The 21,570-nt window shown below is 42.8% G+C and carries 19 protein-coding genes; 1 reads left to right on the plus strand and 18 read right to left on the minus strand.

Annotated elements, in window-relative coordinates; all coding sequences use genetic code 11:
• Positions 1-1,119 carry a lipoprotein N-acyltransferase Lnb domain-containing protein gene (locus tag BUC17_RS10170; RefSeq protein WP_073363970.1) on the plus strand — a complete coding sequence of 373 codons (1,119 nt, stop codon included), beginning with the start codon at positions 1-3 and terminating at the stop codon, positions 1,117-1,119.
• Here BUC17_RS10170 and BUC17_RS10175 read toward each other — a convergent pair.
• The 18 genes from BUC17_RS10175 to BUC17_RS10260 form a co-directional block, all read right to left on the minus strand.
• Positions 1,099-2,493, minus strand: coding sequence for a sugar transferase (locus tag BUC17_RS10175; RefSeq protein ID WP_073363972.1), 1,395 nt, complete (start codon positions 2,491-2,493; stop codon positions 1,099-1,101). The two genes, BUC17_RS10170 and BUC17_RS10175, sit on opposite strands and share 21 nt — an antisense overlap.
• 49 nt (positions 2,494-2,542) lie before the next feature.
• Positions 2,543-3,547, minus strand: a complete 1,005-nt coding sequence (locus BUC17_RS10180) for a glycosyltransferase family 4 protein (RefSeq protein WP_073363974.1) — start codon at positions 3,545-3,547, stop codon at positions 2,543-2,545.
• Entirely contained in the window at positions 3,513-4,886 is a 1,374-nt protein-coding gene (locus BUC17_RS10185; RefSeq protein WP_073363975.1) for an O-antigen ligase family protein, read from the minus strand. Before BUC17_RS10185 ends, BUC17_RS10180 begins: the two co-directional genes overlap by 35 nt.
• A complete protein-coding gene (locus BUC17_RS10190) occupies positions 4,879-5,949 on the minus strand; it encodes a glycosyltransferase (RefSeq protein ID WP_073363977.1) in 1,071 nt (356 codons plus the stop codon). The genes BUC17_RS10185 and BUC17_RS10190 overlap by 8 nt, the downstream gene beginning before the upstream one ends.
• The gene (locus tag BUC17_RS10195; protein WP_073363979.1) at positions 5,946-7,064 is read right to left on the minus strand and encodes a glycosyltransferase; all 1,119 of its coding nucleotides are present in this window, start codon (positions 7,062-7,064) and stop codon (positions 5,946-5,948) included. The genes BUC17_RS10190 and BUC17_RS10195 overlap by 4 nt, the downstream gene beginning before the upstream one ends.
• Entirely contained in the window at positions 7,064-7,618 is a 555-nt protein-coding gene (locus BUC17_RS10200) for a serine O-acetyltransferase (protein ID WP_083544890.1), read from the minus strand. The genes BUC17_RS10195 and BUC17_RS10200 overlap by 1 nt, the downstream gene beginning before the upstream one ends.
• Positions 7,619-8,041: 423 nt before the next feature.
• Positions 8,042-8,986 carry a class I SAM-dependent methyltransferase gene (locus BUC17_RS10205; RefSeq protein WP_073363981.1) on the minus strand — a complete coding sequence of 315 codons (945 nt, stop codon included), beginning with the start codon at positions 8,984-8,986 and terminating at the stop codon, positions 8,042-8,044.
• Entirely contained in the window at positions 8,983-9,993 is a 1,011-nt protein-coding gene (locus BUC17_RS10210; RefSeq protein WP_073363983.1) for a glycosyltransferase family 2 protein, read from the minus strand. The genes BUC17_RS10205 and BUC17_RS10210 overlap by 4 nt, the downstream gene beginning before the upstream one ends.
• Positions 9,983-10,429 carry a GNAT family N-acetyltransferase gene (locus BUC17_RS10215; RefSeq protein WP_159433946.1) on the minus strand — a complete coding sequence of 149 codons (447 nt, stop codon included), beginning with the start codon at positions 10,427-10,429 and terminating at the stop codon, positions 9,983-9,985. The genes BUC17_RS10210 and BUC17_RS10215 overlap by 11 nt, the downstream gene beginning before the upstream one ends.
• 38 nt (positions 10,430-10,467) lie before the next feature.
• Positions 10,468-11,214 (minus strand): class I SAM-dependent methyltransferase, encoded by a 747-nt coding sequence (locus tag BUC17_RS10220; protein WP_073363987.1) that lies wholly within the window; start codon positions 11,212-11,214, stop codon positions 10,468-10,470.
• Entirely contained in the window at positions 11,215-12,273 is a 1,059-nt protein-coding gene (locus BUC17_RS10225; RefSeq protein ID WP_073363989.1) for a GNAT family N-acetyltransferase, read from the minus strand.
• Positions 12,270-13,886, minus strand: a complete 1,617-nt coding sequence (locus BUC17_RS10230; protein ID WP_073363990.1) for a hypothetical protein — start codon at positions 13,884-13,886, stop codon at positions 12,270-12,272. Before BUC17_RS10230 ends, BUC17_RS10225 begins: the two co-directional genes overlap by 4 nt.
• Position 13,887: 1 nt before the next feature.
• Positions 13,888-15,426: a glycosyltransferase family 2 protein gene (locus tag BUC17_RS10235; RefSeq protein WP_073363992.1), complete on the minus strand. Its 1,539-nt coding sequence runs from the start codon at positions 15,424-15,426 to the stop codon at positions 13,888-13,890.
• Positions 15,427-15,528: 102 nt separating this feature from the next.
• Positions 15,529-16,770 carry a glycosyltransferase family 4 protein gene (locus BUC17_RS10240; RefSeq protein WP_234977704.1) on the minus strand — a complete coding sequence of 414 codons (1,242 nt, stop codon included), beginning with the start codon at positions 16,768-16,770 and terminating at the stop codon, positions 15,529-15,531.
• Positions 16,727-17,620 (minus strand): hypothetical protein, encoded by an 894-nt coding sequence (locus tag BUC17_RS10245; protein ID WP_073363994.1) that lies wholly within the window; start codon positions 17,618-17,620, stop codon positions 16,727-16,729. The genes BUC17_RS10240 and BUC17_RS10245 overlap by 44 nt, the downstream gene beginning before the upstream one ends.
• Positions 17,620-19,047, minus strand: coding sequence for an MBOAT family O-acyltransferase (locus tag BUC17_RS10250; protein ID WP_073363996.1), 1,428 nt, complete (start codon positions 19,045-19,047; stop codon positions 17,620-17,622). The genes BUC17_RS10245 and BUC17_RS10250 overlap by 1 nt, the downstream gene beginning before the upstream one ends.
• The gene (locus BUC17_RS10255) at positions 19,029-20,126 is read right to left on the minus strand and encodes a glycosyltransferase family 4 protein (protein WP_073363998.1); all 1,098 of its coding nucleotides are present in this window, start codon (positions 20,124-20,126) and stop codon (positions 19,029-19,031) included. Before BUC17_RS10255 ends, BUC17_RS10250 begins: the two co-directional genes overlap by 19 nt.
• Positions 20,117-21,508: a hypothetical protein gene (locus BUC17_RS10260; RefSeq protein WP_073364000.1), complete on the minus strand. Its 1,392-nt coding sequence runs from the start codon at positions 21,506-21,508 to the stop codon at positions 20,117-20,119. The genes BUC17_RS10255 and BUC17_RS10260 overlap by 10 nt, the downstream gene beginning before the upstream one ends.
• Positions 21,509-21,570: the final 62 nt, after the last annotated feature.

The raw sequence follows: 21,570 nt of genomic DNA on the forward strand, positions 1-21,570 counted from the left end.
ATGAAGGCACTCCTCTGTTGGTTGTTTTTTGGGATACCTCTAGTACTGCTAGGACAAACTCCTACCCTTTCTAAAGACGCAAAAGTAAGTGTGCTAACCTGTGGCCGAGGTTCAGAATTATACACGACCTTCGGACATACCGCTTTGCGGGTTCAAGACACGATACAAAATCTGGATATCGTTTATAATTATGGGATGTTTGATTTTCAAACGCCCAATTTTTACCTCAAATTTGTCAAAGGCGATTTGCAATATTTTGTGGCTGCTTATGCCTTTCCCGACTTTTTGATGGAATACCAAATGAGCGAGCGGGAGGTGATTGAACAAACCTTACGACTCACTCCAGAACAAGTGAACTCCCTATTTACTGTACTCAACCAATCGTTGTATTCGGACGAGCGCTATTACACCTATAAATTCATTGACCGGAATTGTACCACTATGGTCTATGAAAAAATCAATGCCGTATTAGGAAAACCTGTTTTGCAAAAGGTGGACGACACCTCAATTTCGTATCGGGAATTGTTGTATCCTTATTTCAACGATCATTTTTATTTTAAACTTGGTATTAGTATTTTATTTGGGGCGAAAACCGATGAAGCCGCTACCCGCATGTTTTTGCCCGTTGAATTGATGCATAGTCTCAACCAAACGAAAATCAATGGAAAACCCATGGTTGTGGAAGAGAAAAAATGGGTGGAAGGAAAATCCGTAACCGCCGACTTTTCCTTTTGGAATAGCATTTTTGTAGTGCTTTTATGTTTAGCCGCCCTTGTATTAAGTCGCCGTGTTTGGATTTACAATATGTATTGGTTTTTAACAGGGGGCTTGGGGATTTTCCTGGTATTGATAGGATTGTACTCTGAACACAAAGAAGTTTTATGGAATTACAACGCCTTGCTATTCAATCCGATATATATAGTGCTACCGTTTGTACGTTCAGCGAAAAACTTGGTGGGCTGGATGGGCGTGGCGTTGGTAGCCTTGGGCGTCTATGCCGTACTTTTATTTAACAAACCTCATCTTTTGTTGATGCTGCCCTTTGTGGTAGCTCATGTAGTATTGCTGCGGATTCGTTTGCAACAACTTCGAAAAAAACTACTGCCCGCGGTAGAATAAAATCGTACTAAAGGTTTTAATCACAATATTGATATCCAAGAAAATACTTCGGTGTTTGATGTAATACAGGTCGTATTGCAACTTCACTAAGCTATCATCTATGGAATCTCCGTACGAGTAATTGACTTGTGCCCAACCCGTTAAACCGGGCTTCACCACATGACGGGTTTCATAAAAGGGCATGTTTTCGGCAATTTGTTGTACAAAAACAGGGCGTTCGGGACGAGGGCCAATAATCGACATATCGCCGCGGAGAATATTGATAAATTGGGGAAATTCATCCAAACGCGTTTTGCGCATAAACTTCCCAAAAGCCGTAATTCGAGTATCATTCGCCGTAGTAAAAACAGCCCCGTTGGCCTCGGCATTTTTGACCATGGTACGAAACTTATAAATGCGAAAGACTTCACCGTTTTTACCTACGCGTTCTTGTGTGTAAAACAATGGTCCGCGATTTCCAATGAGATTACCAAAAAGAATTATAGGAAAAAATACTAGCCCTAGTAGGAGTCCAATCACCGAAAAAAGCACATCAAAAACCCTAGAAAAAAGCAAATACAAATGATTTTGATTGCTGCGACTAAAAGGGAAATACCGGTAAAAATCGCGTGAAACATACTGCACCGGAATACGTTTTGTACTGTCTTCATAGACTTGTGTGTATTCGCGAATGATGATTCCGTTTTCGAGTAAATGAATCAATTGATTGTAAAGGTTTACTGTGATGCCATCGGTTTTCTGGGTGGCGATTACCAATTCAGAAATGGAAGTTTTGCGCACAAAAGCTTCAAGATTTTGGGAGGGAATTCGGCGAATGGAAAAGGTTTTTGCACTGTCGGCCTCCGTTTCATCGGAATTCACAAAGGCAATAAATTTATAATGGGGATCAACACTTTCGATCCCTGAAATCAATTCATCCAACTGCTCTTGATCGCAGACCAAAATCGCTTTTTTGACAAAACGATGGGAGGCTAGAAAAAACACATAAAACAACCGCCAAAGCAGTAAGGTGGTAAAAATCGACAGGAAGAAAATGATAATTTGAATTCGATTCGAGGGTAAAACAGGCGTATAAATTGGGGTTAACAAGTAAAACAAAACAGTCGTTGAAGTCGTCAAAATAATGCTTCGAATCACTTGAAACTGGTTGCTCGCTACTTGAAGGTTGTACATTTCAAACACCGAGCTAAAAATATTGAGGTAGACCGCCAAAACGACCGACCAAATAAAGTTGTCTTTAGAAAATGTAAAATACCGGAAATCAAAAAGCGAGCTGATGATGTACAGCACCATTAGAACTAGCAAGGTATCAAACAAGCGAAGCAATAATTTCCGTTCGGAGATTTCAAAATGTATTTTCTTGTTGCTATTCATTTAGAAGATCCACATTACGGGTGCAAGTTACAAATTCTGAAATGAAAGTCTACGATTTTAAAAGTTTTATCCACGCTTCCTTTACCACCGACCAATCAAACTTTTCCACATGGACACGTGCCTTTTCAGCCATTTTTTGGGCTTTATCGGGATGCTGCTGAAGGTGCAAAACCGCCTCTGTCATTGCTTGAACATCTTCAGAGGGAACCAAGAGACCTGTTTCATCGTGGGAAATGAGATACGGCAACCCTCCTACATCGGTGCTCACTACGGGCAAACCCAAAGCCATCGCTTCGATCACACTCACAGGGGTATTGTCGGCGCGGGTTGTGTTGAGAAAAATGGTACTCGAAGTTGCTCTTTGATGCCACTCGGCTTTAGTAAGTTTTCCGGTAAATGTTACCGAAACGCCCATTTCTTCTGCCAAAGCTTCGAGCTCGGGTTGTAGGTGCTGTGGATCGGGTCCGATAATCGTAAGTGTACACGGTTGGTGGCGTTGCAATGCAGCACAAACGCGCAATGCCATTTCAGGATGGTACAAGGGAACCAAGGAACGAACCCAAAGCAAATGAAGGCTTCGCGTGTCGCGTGGTTGGTAAGTATACTCTTGAATCGGTATCGCGTTGGGAATAGCCATCGTTTGGGAGAACAAAGGCTTAAATGCGGCATACAAATAACCTGAAGGCGCTACATTGGCATACGCATGAGCAAAAACCCAACGGGAAAGTCGGGGCCATCGTTGCAGCCGTTGGGGCAAATGACCTCCATGTAAAATCGGAATGTAAGGCACTTGAAACAGGCGGCAGAGCGTGGCCGTAACCACCACATAATAAAAACTCCACGTACTGTAGGTATCGATTAGCACATAGTCGGAATTACGGGCATGGCGCAATACTGCCCCTACTATATCGAGAAACCGCCACAGTAGGTTTTTTTTATCAGAAGCATACCGCACCGTAAATCCCTCCTGCTCCAAGTCGGGACCCAGCGATTCCATAACCGTTTGTCCGCGATTATGTTTAGACAGTTTGTTCCCGATGTAGAGTAATTTCATTGGGGTCAATTAGGTAAACTTTCAGTAATGATAATGCATAAATAAAGGAGGGAGCCGCCGTTCGCATGGCCGCATGGTTGATGGTTAACAACCAGAAGACTACAAAACAAAACGCATACACGTGTTGCCTATTCCCTAAAAACAAAATGGTTGGAGTCATCACCAATAAGACCAATCCCAACAAACCAAAAAAACCATGTTCGCCGAGCATGCGGGTAATTTCGTTGTGGGAAGCAATAATCTGACCCGTTTCAGCCAAGCGAATTTCAGTCCCTTTGGCCACACCTACACCAAAAAATGGGTTTTCCAAAAAAGCATTGATTTCACTTTCTGCAATTTCTTCCCGACCGGTGAACTTACTCTCCTTCTCCCTTCCCATAGCGTCTTTATTGGCGTAACGGAGTCCAATCAATCCACCCGTTTGCACTTCGGTGTAAAACCAAACTGAAGTGAGAATAACCGCCATGATTCCGCCAAAATAAAACATCTTCAAACGGCCTCGCTTGCTGGAATTGAAATACATAAAAGCAAACAAAATCACCAACATGGCAAATCCTGTAATCATACCGCCTCGGGAAAAAGTCACCAAACCACGGTAGGAAATATTGAGTGCTACTACGAGATTAATTAAAAACAAGACTTTGGTTTTGGAAGCTACAAATAGACGCGAAAGGAACACAAACATCCCTAACCCTAGGGCAGTTGATACTTGGTTGGGACCAAATCCGCCCGATGTTTCTCCATTGGATCCCGTACCGGTTAACACCTCTTTTAAATCGGGAGTAAACAACCATAAATAGGTGGAACAAGCCACCATAGGTAGCCCTATCATAAGTAGGATATTATTCATTTCGGGAAAGGTGAGTTTCCTATTGTAACAATAGAGCGAAGCCATACCCAAACAAATAGGACCCGAAATATTAAATGCTAAAGTTTTTCGAATGTTTTGTGTGGTCAAATCCAATTCTTGGGTACCTAAAATTAATCCCGGCACCAATAACAGCAAGAAAATCCAATACGGAATTGCGTTTTTAGAAAACCCACTGTAAACCATCCCAATAGTCACGAAGAGCATGATACCGTACTTGGAAAATTCGTGGTTGGGGTTTCCCTCGGTCATCCGAAGAAACACTTCACTTCCCACCAGATAAGCGGAAGCATACAGCACTTCGTTGTTTCGATTACGCGTTTTTATAATAAAATACAAACTCACAAAAAAGATGAGTATCCCATAAATTTTTGAGATAAAAAGATTGAAATAAATAAGCACCCCCAACACCGCATGCACGAGGATGAGTAAGAGATAATTCCGTTCTTTTTGTTCTAAAAAATTAAACACGAATCCAATTTTTATAACGTTGTATAATGGCGGTAGCCGAAAAATTTTCTTTCACAGCATGATGCCACGCCGTTCCATAAACTTGCCGCATTTCGGCGGAAGCCATAAGTGTTGATAAAGCCGAAGCCAATGCGGAAACATCGCCTTGAGGCACCAATACGCCGGTTTCACCCGAACTAATAATGGCTGGTATTTCACCAACAGCGGTAGCCACAACGGGCAAATGATATTCGGCAGCCTCCAACAGAGAAACAGGTAAGCCTTCCGAATCGGAACTCAATACCATGAGATCAGCTTGTTGAAAAATCCAATTCGTATCAGGACATGTCCCATACCGAAACACTACCGATTCCAAATGATTGTCGTGGATAAAAGTAGTTATTTTTGCGGCATATTCATCGTTAAAATCTTTCCCTACCAAATGATAGGTCCAATCGGGAAATGCATCGCGAATTTGCACTATAGCCTCCAGCAAAAGAAGCTGATTTTTTTGGGGACGTAAATTAGCAAGATTCAAAACCCTTTTTCCTGAACCACCATGCAAGGAAGTTACTTTTTTTTCTTGGATTGAAGGGAATGAAAAATTGGGGAAATACTGAATATTTTTACACCACATGCGCTGTTGGGACCATTGGGCCAACTTGTGATTCACGGGTAGAATTCCCCAAAAAAATAAGGAGAAAAAACGTAAGGGATACAGGGGCCGCTCTTCGGGAAACTCACTCAATCCATAATGGTCATGCCAAATAATTTGCAAATGTGGCAGGGTAAATTTTAACAAAACCGCCCAAAAGAACGAACTCGAATGCGCGTGGATCCATTCGATTTTATGGCGTTTGCAAAAAGATCTCACGCGAAAAAGTGCTGGAATATCAATCGTTCCTTTTTTTTGTACAAAAAGATAAGGTACCTCGGGATGCAATTCAGCGCGCAAAGGCCCCTCTTTTCGAGTTACTGCCAAAGCCACAAAATCGCCAGCTTGGTGCAAAGCATTGGCATAATTAACCGCCATGCGTTCGGCCCCTCCGGTTTCTAACGTATCTATGAATTGTAGTATTCTCATGGTTGCATTAGTTTACGGATAGCCATTTCAAAAGCGTCCAAGGTATATTGCCGTGACCATTCCATAGCGAGTTGCGATTGTTGCCGTAAAGCTTTCGGGTCGGTACAGGCTTGTTGAATTTGATCAATATCGCGGTTGATGTCCAACGTCAAGATGAGTCCTCTTTGCCCCTTATTCAGCATTTGGGGCACACATGAAACAGGGGTAGCCCAAGGTATAGCGCCCCAAAACATCGCTTCGGCCACAGCTTTGGGCCAACCCTCACTCTGCGACGGAAGACATAGAAAATGAGCCTCACATAGCGCTTGCTGAATTACCTCGCGGGGTTGATTGCCATAGCAAATAATCCACTCCGACAAATTTTGCTCCTGAATAAACTGTGTTATCCGAGCGTGTTCAGCTCCATGCCCATACAGTGCTAACGTGATTGGAACACCGCGTTCTCGTAGTTTTGCCACCAATTGCACGACATACATTGGCCGTTTGTTTGCGCCAAGGGTACCTACAAAAACCACATGCCACGGACGACGCTCCCACCGATCAGCAACAGGGTGAATTTCGGAAACATAATAACTCGCTGTGAAAAACGGTTTGATATTTTTCGTGCTGTTTTCCCATTCGCCATACACCAAGACCTGCATGTTTTTGGTAAGAAAAGTATTTCGCAAGATCCATTTTTGCAAACGATAACTAATTGGCTGTTTGGACTTTAAATCCCAATTCCCAGCGTATTTGGCAGTTTTAACTTTGTGTGGAAAAAAAATTTGTACAATGCATCCTAGCAAACTAATATTTCCAGGACATCGCAAATGAATATGATCGGCCCAAAACATTGACTTAAAAATCAAAAAGCTATTGATAAATGAGTACAGTAAGGCTAAAAACGAATTTTTTACTGTTTTTACATTAAAACTTTTAACCTCATATATTTTGGTCACAGCAAAGGATATCTTAGAAATCAATAGGCCGTTGTCTTCTTCCCAAATCGGGCAAGTGAACGCGATTTCTTCCGCATAGTTAGCCCAAACTGCTAACTCTTTGACATACGGACTGTAAGCATAATAATCATTTCCTTTTTTAATGAAAGGCGCGGCTGAAATGACAAGCAATTTCATTAAATATATCCTTTTGAACTTTTACTTGAAACTAAAGTTGCCGGCACCCCCACCACAACTCCATTTTCTGGAACATCGCTACTTACGAGAGAGCAAGCCCCTACGAGTGCGTTATCACCAATACTTATTTTTCCGGCTAGTACTGCATTGGCGCCAATATAGACATTATTGCCAATAACAGGTACACCTCGTTTATCGCCCAAACCAGAAACGCCAATGGTTACCCCTTGTGAAATATTACAATTGTTTCCAATTTTTGTGTTAGAATTTAAAATGATACCCCCAAAATGGGCAATATAAAAAGAGTGTCCAATTTGTGCAGAGGCTGGAATGGATATTCCGGTTATAATTTCAATACCTTTTTGCCAGAAATACATCGGTAGCATGACCAATATTCTGAAGGGTTGAATTTTGACATTTCGAAAGAAAAAATGAGCTATCCTGTATTGAAATTGCGCCCAAAATCCCTGAGTTAGCAATATAATTACAATGCCATGAGCGCCATACTTTTTGTATTTGCGGTAATCGGACTGAATAAGGCTGAATAGCGTCATATTTTGTAATCACGTTTTATTTGAAAGAAAAAAGAACCCATCGAAAATAAACCTTACGATTTAGTTCCCTCTTCTTATGCATTGCTGGTGGTAAATATATTGCTAAATCTGAAGAATGTCAACAATTACGCTTTTGTATTGCATTTTATTCGTACCGTGAATGAAGGAATTGGTAATGTCAAGCGTTATACTTAACTCCGATTCTAACTTCCTTTCACCTTATTGAAACGAACAAGTACTGCCGAATCAATCGCTAAAATGAGCTTTTACGCAGGCTGATCGCTATTCATATCCCATTTTATTGGATAATTTCACCATTACATCAGTGACTTCAGGCCAACGATAACTTTAAAATTAAATTGAAAATTGAAACGTTAAAAATTCAGCCGATTCAAAAAAAACACAATCTGCAAATAGGTGTGATTATGGCTTTAAAGCATAATATTCTTTCAATAACGCATCTCCTTTTCGCACTTCACCATCTTTCAAAAAGGTAAATGCATATCCCTTAGGAAAAGATACTGACCGTTGATGTAAAGTAAAACGATCGAGGTATTTTAACCATCCAAACATAAATCGCGAAAGGAAAAGTGCCCCTTGGCGGTAGTATCTTTGTGCCGATAAATTCATCATATAATTGCCCAATGTAACCCCAACCATTGCGGCATTACTCTCGGTTATCGACGCTTTTTCTATGCTACACTGTTCAAATAAAATTCGCAATCCTGTAAACGTAAATCGAAAAAAGTCATACGGCTGACCGTGATAGGGATAATTCTGAGGAGCTTCCATTTGGATACGACCTCCAATTTTGGTTACGCGCTGTGCTTCTTGGGCCACTTTCCAGGGATTCATGGTATGTTCCAAAACTTGGGCCGCAAATACTAAATCAAAAAATCCATCAGGAAAAGGAATTTCATGGGCATCAATCACACAATCGGCATCCAATCCCAAATGCACATCACTACATACGACCTCGCAGGCATGAAAAAGACTTTTATAATAGGCTACTTTATCCCCTGAACCAATGACTAGCACCCGCCCCCCTTGTGCATTGACGGTTTGGGCCAACTCGCGGTACCGCTTTTCGAGGTGAAAATCTTTGGCCAATGAAGGAAGGACGCGCTTGCGAAGATAATTTTTTATCGAACCTTGGGTGTCAATAAAAGTAGCTTCTTGTGTGGTAGTTGTATTTTGTAAAATACCCTCTATGGTAAATAAGGAATCTTCCGAGAGTAATACAGGCTTTCCTTGCAATATCGGTAAGCTATGACCGTCCGCAAAACGAATCATATGGGAATCAACAGCCGAAACTGAAGTTCTTGTTTTGGGATGAATAAGGGATTGAAGAATTGCGTCAGCGATCATGAATGTTCAATTTTGGGTTGATGGACGATAAGGCTAAGCCATCCTGAAAGACGTCCGAGCGTCTCCCGAAGGCAGTCCATGCGATTGGAGGCGGTAAAGATATTACTAAATCGAATGGCAATCAACACGCCAGTGATAAGATTCCATTTCACGCGGTTGCGCCATCCCGGTTGTGGGGCATACACACGCCACACATACCACCCGTTTCGCACAACCATGCGTCCATATTTATAGGCATTGGGACGGCCTGAAAAATCATGATGGTGACTTAATCGTGCCGCAGTATTCACATACAACGGTCCCAACTTGGAAAGACGTGACGTAAAATCGGCATCTTCATAAAGTCCGTATCCCTCAAAATAATGGGAAAATTGTAGGCGATCAAAAACCGATTTTCGAAATGAAGAAACACCTCCCATAAATTGTTGCACAGGATAAATTTTTCCACTGGGCGGTAAAAACCCCACACTGCGTCCATGGGAAAACATCGGGATAAAACCCGGAGGCACGTCAGCATCCAGTCCCAATTGGCGACGCGTTTTATTTCGCAAAGGTTCGCTTCGTTTCCACCCGTCGAAGGCAAACCAAGAATTACTGGGGGTTTCATTGGATTGCATTGGAACCCATTGCGTTTCATTGGTGATATAGCCTCCCACACCCAACGCTTCGGGATATACCGCATAGGTTTGCAACAGTGCTTCAAAATAGGTAGGCTCGAGTAGCACATCGTCATCCAAAAAACAAACAATATCGGTTTGAGCCTCTACCTGTTGAATCCCAAAATTGCGCTGTTTCGTTAGACCGCGTTGCGCTGGATCCACTCGAAAATAAACCAAATTGGCAAATGGATTTGCGTGCAACATCGCTTCGGTTTGTTCGTCGGGAGAGCCGTCGATTATGAGTATGGCATCGGGATACTGCGTTTGCGTACGTACCGTTTGAAGGAGTCGAAGCAAACTTTCAGCGCGTTTGTAGGTGCAAATGATTAAAGTAACCTTAAGCGCCATAATGGACTTCTTGATTGAGGTAAAAAAATAAAAATCGCTTGGTTTTAACCGTTGCATACAACGTAAACCCTGCCTTTTCAATGCCTTTAATGGAAGGCGTATTGTGAACATCTACGATCACAAAAACCTCGGGAACCTGTTCTTCCACCAGAAGTTTGTTGGTGATTAAATTGAGCATGGCGGGATAAATCCCGTGCCCGCGATAATCGTTATGTGTAAAGCAATTGCCAATGGTAGGCCCTTGTTTATTGATGATTCCTAAAAAGTGTAGCCGCTTGTAAACGGTACTTTCATGAATCGTGCAACCCTCTTTTTCGATACGATAAGTGGTTTGACCCTTTTTATTGTGCTCAATATGATAAGCGTATTCCGGTTCAGGCAAATCCACCACATAAGGTGTATCGCGATGATACACATACATGTGAATGGTTTTCATTTTAAAATATTTAAAAATACTCATGCCTGCTGAATGCCTTACTTCGTTGCAAAAAAGATTAAATTGTTATAGCCTTTCAATCGGTTGTAGGGAATCCCCATTTCTTTATACAACTCCGATAGCGATTTGATTTCTATATTCTTGAAGCCGTTGTCTTTCAAATGATCGTACAAGCCCGCTTTGGAAAAATAATACCCTTTTACATTAAATCCATAAAATCCCGTATTGCGGTTGCCCACCTCATTTCGAAGTAATGGTTTAAACAATCGTCGTAACCAGAAGTAGAACGTTTTTTGAGGCGTACCCACTTGATTGTGAACAACACCCAGCAAACATCCGTTGGGTTTTAAAATGCGATGCACCATTTGAAAAAGCGTATACCGTTCTTTTTGTGTAGCTACAAAAGTGAGGATACAACTCATTAGGGTCACCAACTCATAGGTTGCCTCGGGAGCCGTGTAGGTTACCGCATCTTGAACGCCAAGCGTCACTTTATCGGAGAACCCCCAACGTTGGATATTTTCTCTCCCTTTGGCAATCATATTTTCAGAAATATCCGTAGCGTAGATTTTCTGAATGTCCATAAACTCCAAAAGTCCCTTTACCTCACGCGCCGTACCACATCCGAACACTTTAGCTTGTTGAATGGAGATTTGTTGCGCTTGAAAATAAGCTACTGCTTTTTCATACAAATACGCTTCATAATTGGCCGTATTTTCTACTGTCTTATCCTGAGAATAAATCACGTCTTCCCGTTCCCAGAATTCCTTATTTTCAATCTTCATTTATCTTTTAATCCGTTTTAAGAGTTTTGCAATGCGTCCTTTATAGGGTTTTATCCACGTGTCAAAGTAACGAAAAATTTTAAAGCGAATCGGTTTCAATACACGGTAATAGGTCCCTTCGTGAAAATAGTAGGGTACTGTGCCGAAACTCCCTTTAAACGCTTTCACACCCTCAGAGCCCCCTAAGGATATATTGTAACCATCCATTCCCTCTTGAAGTGCCATTTCTAACGCCTTCATTTGGAGGTAATGGCCGGTATGCCGCGTGGGTTTCTCTTTAACAGTCCCCCCCATGACATAGGTGTAATAGTGTCCCGCTTTTAAAAACAATCCTGCGCCTTTGAGTTGCCCATCCGATGTGGTGGTCAACAGTTTTAATCGCCCTTTACCAATCAAGTTGAGTAGTGTTGGACCGATGTCGGACCATGATCGAATTTGATAGCCATTTTCATCAGCATTTTTCTGACATAAAGCGTAGGCTTGAGCCACTTCATCTGGAGTAAGGGCATAAGAGAGTTGTTCGTTTTTCCGCATACCGCTGCGAACATCCCGACGAAAAGAAGCCGAAGGAAAAGATTCTATTAAACCCTCAACTGTTTTTTGGCCCGTGAGGTCCACCCAATTAAATCCCGGACTGGAATAAACGTATTTGAAGGCATTTCCGCTTTGAAATCCCTGTGGGATATAATCTTTATGAAACGGATACATGGGTCGACAGTTTTGGGTTCCCATCGGAATGGTAAACTGAATCATGCAGGCGCCTACCGCTTGTGCGCGATTCACTGCCGCCTCCAAACAGGCTTGAATTACCTCGGGTGCTGTGCCAATAGGTCCGTAGGGTATAATGTAAAATCGAAAACCCAGCACTTTGGCAATAACAGCCCCAAAACCTCCTTGAATGCCCTCTGCCGTTTGATACACCCCTATTTCCGTTTGAAATCCGTAGTTTCGGTAGGAATGTAACCAATCGGAATACAACAAATGAGCGCCCTGTGGATACTGCTCTACAAAAGCATCCCAAGCCTCAAAATCAGTCGCAGTGGTAGGAAATTGTATCATGATGTTGTGATGCGATAGTTTAATTGACCGTCACACAACACTACGCAATGGCCCGAAGCATCGCAGGTGAGTACCGTTTTTGTAAATCCTTTGACATAGGCCATCCATTCGTCAAGTGTAGGATTCCATACCGCTTGTTCGCGGATTTTAGCCCCCAAATATTCAAAATTGACGCGCACTTTTGGATGCACTGTTTGGTCATTCAACAAGAGACGGCCGGTATGGTACGCCATGGGAACCGAGAAATAGGTATGGGCAATAAAAACGCCACTATCCGCAACCAAATCGTCGATATTTGAGGCACATAAAGCGCGTTCAAAATCGACCATTTCGACGGTTTGAAAAATGGATACAGGATAGGAATCAAAAGTATATTCGAAAAAGAGCGTTTGGTATCGGGCTAAGGGAAAGGATTCGTGGGCACGAGAACGCCACTTGAAGAGCACTTTGGAGAGCGGACCGATTAAGCCTACCATTTTTTGAACAAACTCGGGAAACTGGCGCCATTGCCGACGGAATACTACCGCTTTGAATTGTGAAGCCAACGATTTGTAGTGACGAATCAGCGATTCTTGGGCATAATAATGAAATAAAATTTCTTTAATGAGCAAAGAAAGTCGCTTGGTAAATCCTAAGGATTGATTGCCTTTGTGAAAAGCCTTTAAGGTAAAATGCTGCGGATTAAGCTGATTTAAGACCCCTTTTGTGGCAGTACCGCAATCTACATAGTTCCAAAGATTGACGATTTTTTTGACCGACAATTGTTGTCCCAACCAAGAATTCCCTTTTCCTTCATTGGCATACAACGACACATTATAGGGTTGGTAACCGTGATCAATCCAAGTAGGCATAGGCACTGGAGGCATCGTCGTTTCAAATTCCGTAAAAGCGGCTTCCTTATCGCGAATGGATTGGGTTAACGAATGGTAGGCCAATTCGTGCCCGTCATTGGCCCAAGCCTGTAATAAGGCCGCATCCCGCTCCCAAGAAGCATTGTTCTCGCGTTTAGAAAAATGATGTAAAAACATTCCTTTGGTTACCCGAATACCGCATTCTTGGAGGAACTTGCGTTGGGTTTCCAAATTTTCAGGCGTATCAAAATCACAGTGATCGGTAAAACAAGCGGTAGCCGCAAATGGGATTGATGCCCTACTCCACGATACAAATTGGCTACAAAAAAGCAAGCCCGGAAGCGCTGGTAAAGATGCAACGCCCGCTACCGATTCCAATTGGCGCTCGTGATGCCTTCCAGTGTAACGGGTCAGCACCTGCGCCTTTTCGGGATAAAACCACCATCGCAAACGATTGGGATAGCGCGCATGGAGTTCCCAATGCCCCCCTTGAATGGTAGCTTGTATCAGTTGCCCATTGGCCAATCGCATCACTTTGGGCACCATCAAACCACAATAGACGGGGTGTTGCTGGGGTAAATCTTCCCAACGGTAGGCGTGATTTTGAAAAGCGGTTAGCGGAGCATCAAAGACAATTTCCAACAAACAGGGCTCGGAAAAATCGGTCACAACTAGAGCTTCAGGCTGCCATTGCAACCCGTGTATCGCGGTATCTAATTGACGACGAATGCCTTGTTTTTCCCAATGAGCCGAGACGATCATATTACTGTGTTCGTTTGCCTAAAGCCATTAATTTTTTTGCGTAAAACACCGATTTTCGGTACTGCAAAATACGCATTGGAAGTCGGAATACGCGCAGAGGCAACATCAAAGGTTTTCCCTTAAAAAGGTAAAAAATAAAGTATTTCACCCCATATTCTTTGCGTTGTTCGGCGGTAAAATGTTTGTGGAGTTGGTACATGATGGTGGGACTCGGAACTGGACGAATCGATTTTACGGGCGTATCCAATTCCCAAGGTTGGGCTTTGCGTTTTTTTCCCATCAACTTCGCCTGGCTCCCCCAAAAACGATACCCTCCCATCGGGGGTTTTAAATGCAAATTGGTCGAAAACGGATTAAACAACACGTCGACCCCAATTTTGGTGAGGGACAATCCAAAATCACTGTCCTCGCCATAGCCTCCATCGTAGTTGATGTCATTACCCACAAGGGTTTGCACATGCTCGCGACGCACGCACGAATTGGCGTTATTGAACGTAGAGGCACAACCTACCAACCAACGTTGTCCTTTGTAATGTTGTAATTTATAAGCTAAATCCGACAGGTCTTGTTGCTGGTGGTCGGCACGAATATCAAGCCCATTGGCAGCTCCTGCACCGTAGGTTTGTAACAAGCGTATATGATTTTCAATAAAATCAGGGGGAATGCGTATATCATCATCTCCAAAAATGATAAAATCCCCCGTACATAAGGCAATAGCTTCATTGCGTGCCCGACAGCTTCCTTTCGTTGTTTGCCAACGGAAAATTACCTCAAAGGGATAATCTTCAGGACGATATAACGAGGCATCTCTGGCATTTTCGGGAGTGGCATCCACCACAACCACTTGGGTTGGAAGATAGGTTTGTTGCTTTAAATCGCCCAATAAATTCAAGGTAAAATCTTGACGCATCATCGTGGGGATAATGTAGCTCACCGTGGGATTTCCTTGAACAGGTTCCAGAGGTTTGGGTGGAATAACGGGCATTTCTATCTTCTGTTGAAGACGGGATTTTGCTTTGGCCATAGCCCACCACTCAAGGGGGTTCCACCAGCCTTTTCGGAATGCCATATACAGCGCATGGGAGAATTTAAAATTACGACGGTAAAAATCGTAACGGTCTTGACGACTTATTTTTGGTGCTGCTTGGGTTGTCGCGGGAAAAAGTCCTTTCACATACATCGGAATCGCACCTTGAAAGCGTAACGCATTGAATCCGAAATCGAATGCTGCCATTACGGGATTGGTGTACGTAGCATCGAATCCTTGCAGTGTGTCCCAAACCGACTTTCGCACTACGAAGGCATCGGGATTGATGCGCCAACTTACACATTGGTCCAAACCGTCAAAATCATTAACAAACCAAAAAAACACAACGGTTTGGTAGACAATTTCGGGAAAAGCATTTTTAAATCCTTGATCAAAAGACGCATGCCATATATCGCCATAGCCTGCTGCCAATGCCTCCAACATAGCGGTATCGGGTTGCCCCACATAGTAAAGCGTTTCTCCCTTTGAGGTAGTATAGGTTTGAAAATTCATACTGCAAAAATCATTCAAATTCCCGCAAATGTAAGCAATTCTAACGGGTTAGTCTGTACGATTTTACACCAAAAAAACAAGAGGATAGCAACCTAAAACGAGTTATTTTTTAGCTTGAATTTGCGCTTGGTAATACGCCTCATGTTGGGCGGCAATGGCATCCAATTCAAACGTTTTTTGCACCTTCAATTGGGCGGCTTTACCCATGTTTAGAGCCTTTTCTGGATTTTGAAGTAGCGATAAAATACGTTGCGCAAAAGCCGAATGATCGCGCGGATCAGCCAAAAAGCCATCTTCGCCATCGGTAATAATTTCGGGCGCCCAACCAATGTTGGAGGCTACCACGGCTTTCCCCATTGCCATGGCTTCAATCCAAGATACAGGAAGGGCTTCGGCAAAAGAGGGAAATACACACACCGCTGCCTCATCCAAGTAGCCTTGTACGGCTTCGTAAGGGACAGCTCCTACATAGTGCACATTTTGAAACGCATCGGGGTGAAAAAGCGGCTGCATTAAATCCCAAGTAGGTTGCCATTGGGTACTGATGTCTAAGGCATTGGTTCCCACCAACACCAACTTTACCTCGGGGTCATTTTGGAATAGCGTATTAAAAATATGGGGCAATTCCATCATCCCTTTTTTACGAATTAAAGTCCCAATATACACAATGGTTTTGGTGGTTGCCACTTGGGGAACACGGCTAAACTGTTGGGTATCCAAGCCGTTATGAAGCACGGTATACGACCGTTGTAATCCAAATAAAGCATTGGTCGTGCGGCCGGTAAAATCACTTACCGCAAGAATGCCATCGGCTTTTCGTAGGGCGCGACCTTCTAAAAAGCGGTTCTTAAATTTCACCTTACGGTTTTCCAAATGGCAAAAGTAGGTGTCGCTGCCGTGCAACTTGACAATGACGGGACATTTTTTGGGTTGCACAAAAGCCGAAAAACCTGTCCATTCGGGGACTTCTACAATATCCATTTTCCCTTCGGCATGCAACCGGTTGAGAAGGGCTTCTACCTTTTTTTGAGAAAAATAAAGTGAAAAACCGCGCACAACTACATTTTTAACCATGTACACCGTTATGCCTTCGGTTTCAAAAACAGCATCCTCTTTTTGCGCATACAAAATAACAGTAGCCTTATGCCCCCTTGCGATAAGTCCTTTGGCAAGGTTATAAATACTGGTTCCAATGCCGCCAGAAGACCCAACACGGGGGTGCGGAAATTCCATAGAAATAAAACCAATATGCATCATGCGTGGGTTGCCATTTGAAAAGGATTCGCGCCAAATATAACCATTATTTTTGGAAGCATCCTTCGTTAATCGCCTTGACGACCGCATCGGTTGCCGCTTGACGTCCGCGATAATTCACGTGAATAGCATCGTAAAAATACTTCGCCTCAGTAAAGTATTGTGAATGGTTAAGGATACGATAATCTGGATGCTCCATGAGGACTTGGGTGTGGTACTGCGGCGCTTGATAGACGATCAAACGGGTTTGATGTGCTGCGCATAAATCGGCAATACGCTGTATAAACGGATTCTTCCACGAGACGGTAACCGTTTTAAAAGGGACATTTTTGGAAATCCCTTCGCCCGGATAGGCATAATCTCCATGGGCATCAAAACGATTCTTTCGTTGGGGTTGCACCATCCCTAAAAGCGATGGAACAATTAATTCGGTATTGTAATAGGCCACCCCAATAGCTGGAATATACTGCGAAAACGTGAGGGGTTTGAAATATCCAGACTCCATTTCGGCATAATAGTCATGGACATAGGATGCATTGACAAAAGGTAAAAACCGATAATCATTGTTGTTCAACGTGGGCTGCGCATTATCGGCATCCCAATAACTTAGGGCCAAGATACAATTCTTCGCTGTTTTTCCTTGGGCAAAAAAATGCTGCAACATCAAATAGTTGGAACTTAACGAGGTGTCGTCGATGCTTAAATTAAACCCTTGCAGGCCTGTGAGACTGTCGATGCGTTGGGTGTTTAAAGTCGTCAACCCAATACTGGAGCCAATGACCACATAATCTAAATTTTTTGGGGCGTAATGTGAAGCGACATACGAGGGTTTGTAAAACGAGGATTTTCGCAAACCATACAATACGGCAATCGCCAAAACGTTGACCAGCAAAAATGCTCCAAGACCATACAGCGCTATTTTCTTTAAAAACTTTTGCATCAGAATTGAAAATAGATGAAACTCATTTGATTGCGATACGTACCCATAGCAAACAACATGACAATAACCCAAAGGGTCCATCGCGGTGAAAATACAGGTTGACTTTGTTTGGTAAACACCCAATACCCTTCTTGAACTAGCAGGTAAAGTAGCGCCAAAACAGTGATTCCGGTGAGTAAGGTATACTTGGCATTTTTATAGAAAAAGTCAAAATCAAAAGGATACAAATGGGTCATTCGCGTGAGATAATGCAAGGCATCGGTAAGGGAATCGGCCCGAAAGAAAACCCAAGCGATACTCACCAACACAAAAGTGGTTAGCATTCGAAATCCATCCGACCAGCGATAGCCCGTTTGGTGTACCGAATTTCGGTTTCGTTTTAGAAGCAAAAGCGGAATAAACAACAAAGCATGGAGCAAGCCCCAAACGATAAACGTCCAATTGGCGCCATGCCAAAAACCGCTTAGCAAAAAAATCACCATCACATTACGCAGCTGACGCATTCGGGAACCTTGACTACCGCCCAACGGAATGTAGACATAATCCCGAAACCAAGACGAAAGTGAAATATGCCATTTGCGCCAAAAATCGGCAATATCGGTCGCGAAATAAGGAAAGTTAAAATTTTTAAGCAATTGAATTCCAAACAATTTAGAGGTTCCCAACGCAATATCCGAGTAGCCGCTGAAGTCCCCATAAATCTGAAAGGAGAACAAAAACATGCCCCCAAGGAGCTCCCCTCCGGAAAGTGAACCGCTATTTTTAAAAATTTCATCCACAAAAAAAGCGCAGTTATCGGCCACCACCACTTTTTTAAACAAACCCCAAACGATTTGTTGTATCCCTTCAACTGCCAGGGGATAGGAGAATTGGCGTTTGACCTTGATTTGAGGCAGCAAATGGGTTGCACGTTCTATTGGACCTGCCACTAAAAGCGGGAAATAAGTCACAAAAAGGGCGTACGTAATAGGATTTCGTTCGGGTTCGATACGATTTTTATAAATATCAATCACATACGAGAGTCCGTGAAAAGTATAAAAGGAAATCCCCACTGGAAGCACCAGCGAAAGGGTTACCACATCGACCTTAAGTCCCATTTGGCCCATCAACGATTGAAACGATGTAGCAAAAAAATCGTAGTACTTAAAGGCGCCTAAAAAACTGAGGTTGACGCCGATACTCAACCAAAACCAAAAGGTCTTTGCCTTTGGTGTTCGGGCTTGGTGCATGCGCAATCCGGTATAGTAATCGAGTACGGTAGAAAATAGAAGTAAGAACAAAAACCGCCAATCCCAACACGCATAAAAAAAGTAGCTGGCCGCCAATAAAAAGGCGTTTTGTATCCACAATGCCTTTCGAGACAAGCTCCAATACACCCCAAACACGAGGGGTAAAAAAAGTAAAAAGCCTATGGAGTTGAAGAGCATTCGCGCACGATATTTAAATAATTTTCAACCATTTGACCCAACGTATACTGGCGTACTTCGGGACAACGATGCCAACCATTTTGGAGCATTGTCGGATTCAAAAGTAGCGTTTTTAGATGATGCGACAATTCATCAACACCCCCTTCTTCAAATAAAAGTCCGTTGACTCCATGCTGCACCAATCCCAATACATTGCCTTGGTGACGCGTAGTGATTACGGGCAGGTTGGCCATCAAAGCCTCAACCACCGCATAGCAAAAGGTTTCGCCGTGAGAGGGATGCAGGAGCGCGTCAAACTCGTGGTACCGCTGATGTAACGTAGGCACACTTCCTTCAAAATGAATGATGGATTCCAACTGATGGGCGGCGACTTGCTGCTGTAAGGCTCCTGCGGCAGGTCCTTCTCCAAAAATTGAGATTTGAAAATGGGGCAAAGCGGTTCGATCCAACTGTGCTACAGCCGCAACAAGATCGTGTAGCCCTTTTTCGGGGCGCAAATGCGAAGCGGTTAAAAAATGATAGCGCGGTGTAAAATCGGTTTTTTGAATTAAGCGGGTATCGTCAATTCCGTTGGGAATGACGCGAATTTTTGAAGGAGGAATCGAACCGAAATCGGCAATGAGGTCGCGCTTCATCGCCTCGGATACCGCAATAAATAAATCGATTGATGCTTGGTAACGCCATCCTTTGATTCGTTTTTCAAGGCGCTTTTTCCACGAATACCCTCCGGCAGGACGTGGATTATGATCTACGGCAACGATACGGGCTTGCGACAATTGACGAACTTGTGCATAAAAAGGCGTGCAGAGTTCGAGAAAATGGGTAAAAATAACCCGATAGTTTTTTTGGGGCAATTGTGCTAAAAAAACGGTTTCCAAAGCCTCGGGTTCGGCCGCTATCAATGAAAAAGAGGCATAGTCTAAATGGGTTGCCGTGTTGGGAAAATACCAATCGACAGTGATGCCCGCAGCCAAACATTGTTGGTTGAATTGCACAAAAAAATGGTCCATCCCTCCTACCCGTTCGGGCATCAAACGGTAGTTACACACGACAGCAATATGCATGGGCGTTACGACCATTGGTAAAGGGTTTCAGCAATTCGAGCACTGGTTCCGTGTAAGGGCAATCCGATTTCGAGGTCGATGAGTTTTTGCCGTTGGGTAGTGTGTAGTTCAGGCTGTGCCAGATATTGTGCTATGGCAGTTATCAGAGAGGCTTCATCCAAAGCAACTTGAGTAGCACCGGATTGGATAACATGTTCGATATGGGCATACTTTAAAAACCGTTGGTCATCATACAATCCATTATTTTTATTCCCAAAAACTGGATTCACAACGGGTTTATTGAATTGCATAAAATCAAGACTCATGGTTGACAACATATTCACATTAAGTGTTGAATACATCAAAATAGCTCTCAAATCCTTTACATCTTCAATGGAAGGAATTCGTTGTGACCACGATTCTTGGTGTGAGCTTCTCGACAATTCCCATTTCGGAAAGTTCCACTGAATCCAAGGGAATTGGGCAACTAAATTTTTGAATCGAACGGGGTCTTCGGCGGGCGAAGTTCGAACCAAAAGATTGGCATTTGGTAATTTTTGTGCTTCAATTGCTTTGGCAATACATTGAATGTAAAGCTCGTCATTTTTACTGGTAGAGCTATCACCACAGCTAAAACAAATGGTAGGAAGTTCTCTTTTTAATTGAAATTTTGCATAAAACGCATCCTCTGAAGTTTCATAACGCGGGAGAACGTAGGATTCAAATTGGGGCGTTCCAACAACAGCGATTTGATGCGCTTGAACTTTCTCATAAAATGTCATCAAATCTTCTTTCATGAGTTTACTCCACACCAAGTAATAATCGAAGTTGGCCGCCATTCGTCCTTTGGAAGCCAAGTTATCCCAACTAAAAATAAACGTAGAGGTAATTATTTTTTGTTTTTGGGCTAGATATGCTAAAGGCGCGATAAAAGGAGGCCGCTGGTGTGTAAAAAACAAATGGCTAAATCTTTCATGTTTTAGAATGGTTTCGTAATTTTTGGTAATTCGATGATTTTTAAAACATAATTGTTGCCAGCGAGTATATCGTTGAATCCATCTTTCAGAATGAAAAAAATGGGTAAATCGAAAAATCCAACGTGTTGCAATGCCGCGAGTGGTCATCGCTTTGGTTGTATTGGTTTGTAAATTATCTTGAATACCGAAGTTTCCCTTTTGATGTTTTTTCAAATGAGCTACCTCTTTCGCTTTCCTAAAAAACCATTGAAAGAAATTTTCCTCAAGCGCTTCCAATTCGATAACCCTTACTGGGATTTTCAAATCAATATAGGCCGTTTGAGGAATGTAGGAAAGAATGACCACTTCATCAAATTGTTGTACAGCCTCTTGCATAAAATCACTCAACAAGTAATTTCGGAAACCAACCCCATCTGTGATGACCACACCTAATTTTTTCATGGGTCAAATTTAGAGATAAAAAAACGCTGAACCAAAGCCCAGCGTTTTAATGTTAGTTTCTT

Origin of the sequence: Flavobacterium fontis, from assembly GCF_900129405.1 — a bacterium.
GTDB lineage: Bacteria > Bacteroidota > Bacteroidia > Flavobacteriales > Flavobacteriaceae > Flavobacterium > Flavobacterium fontis.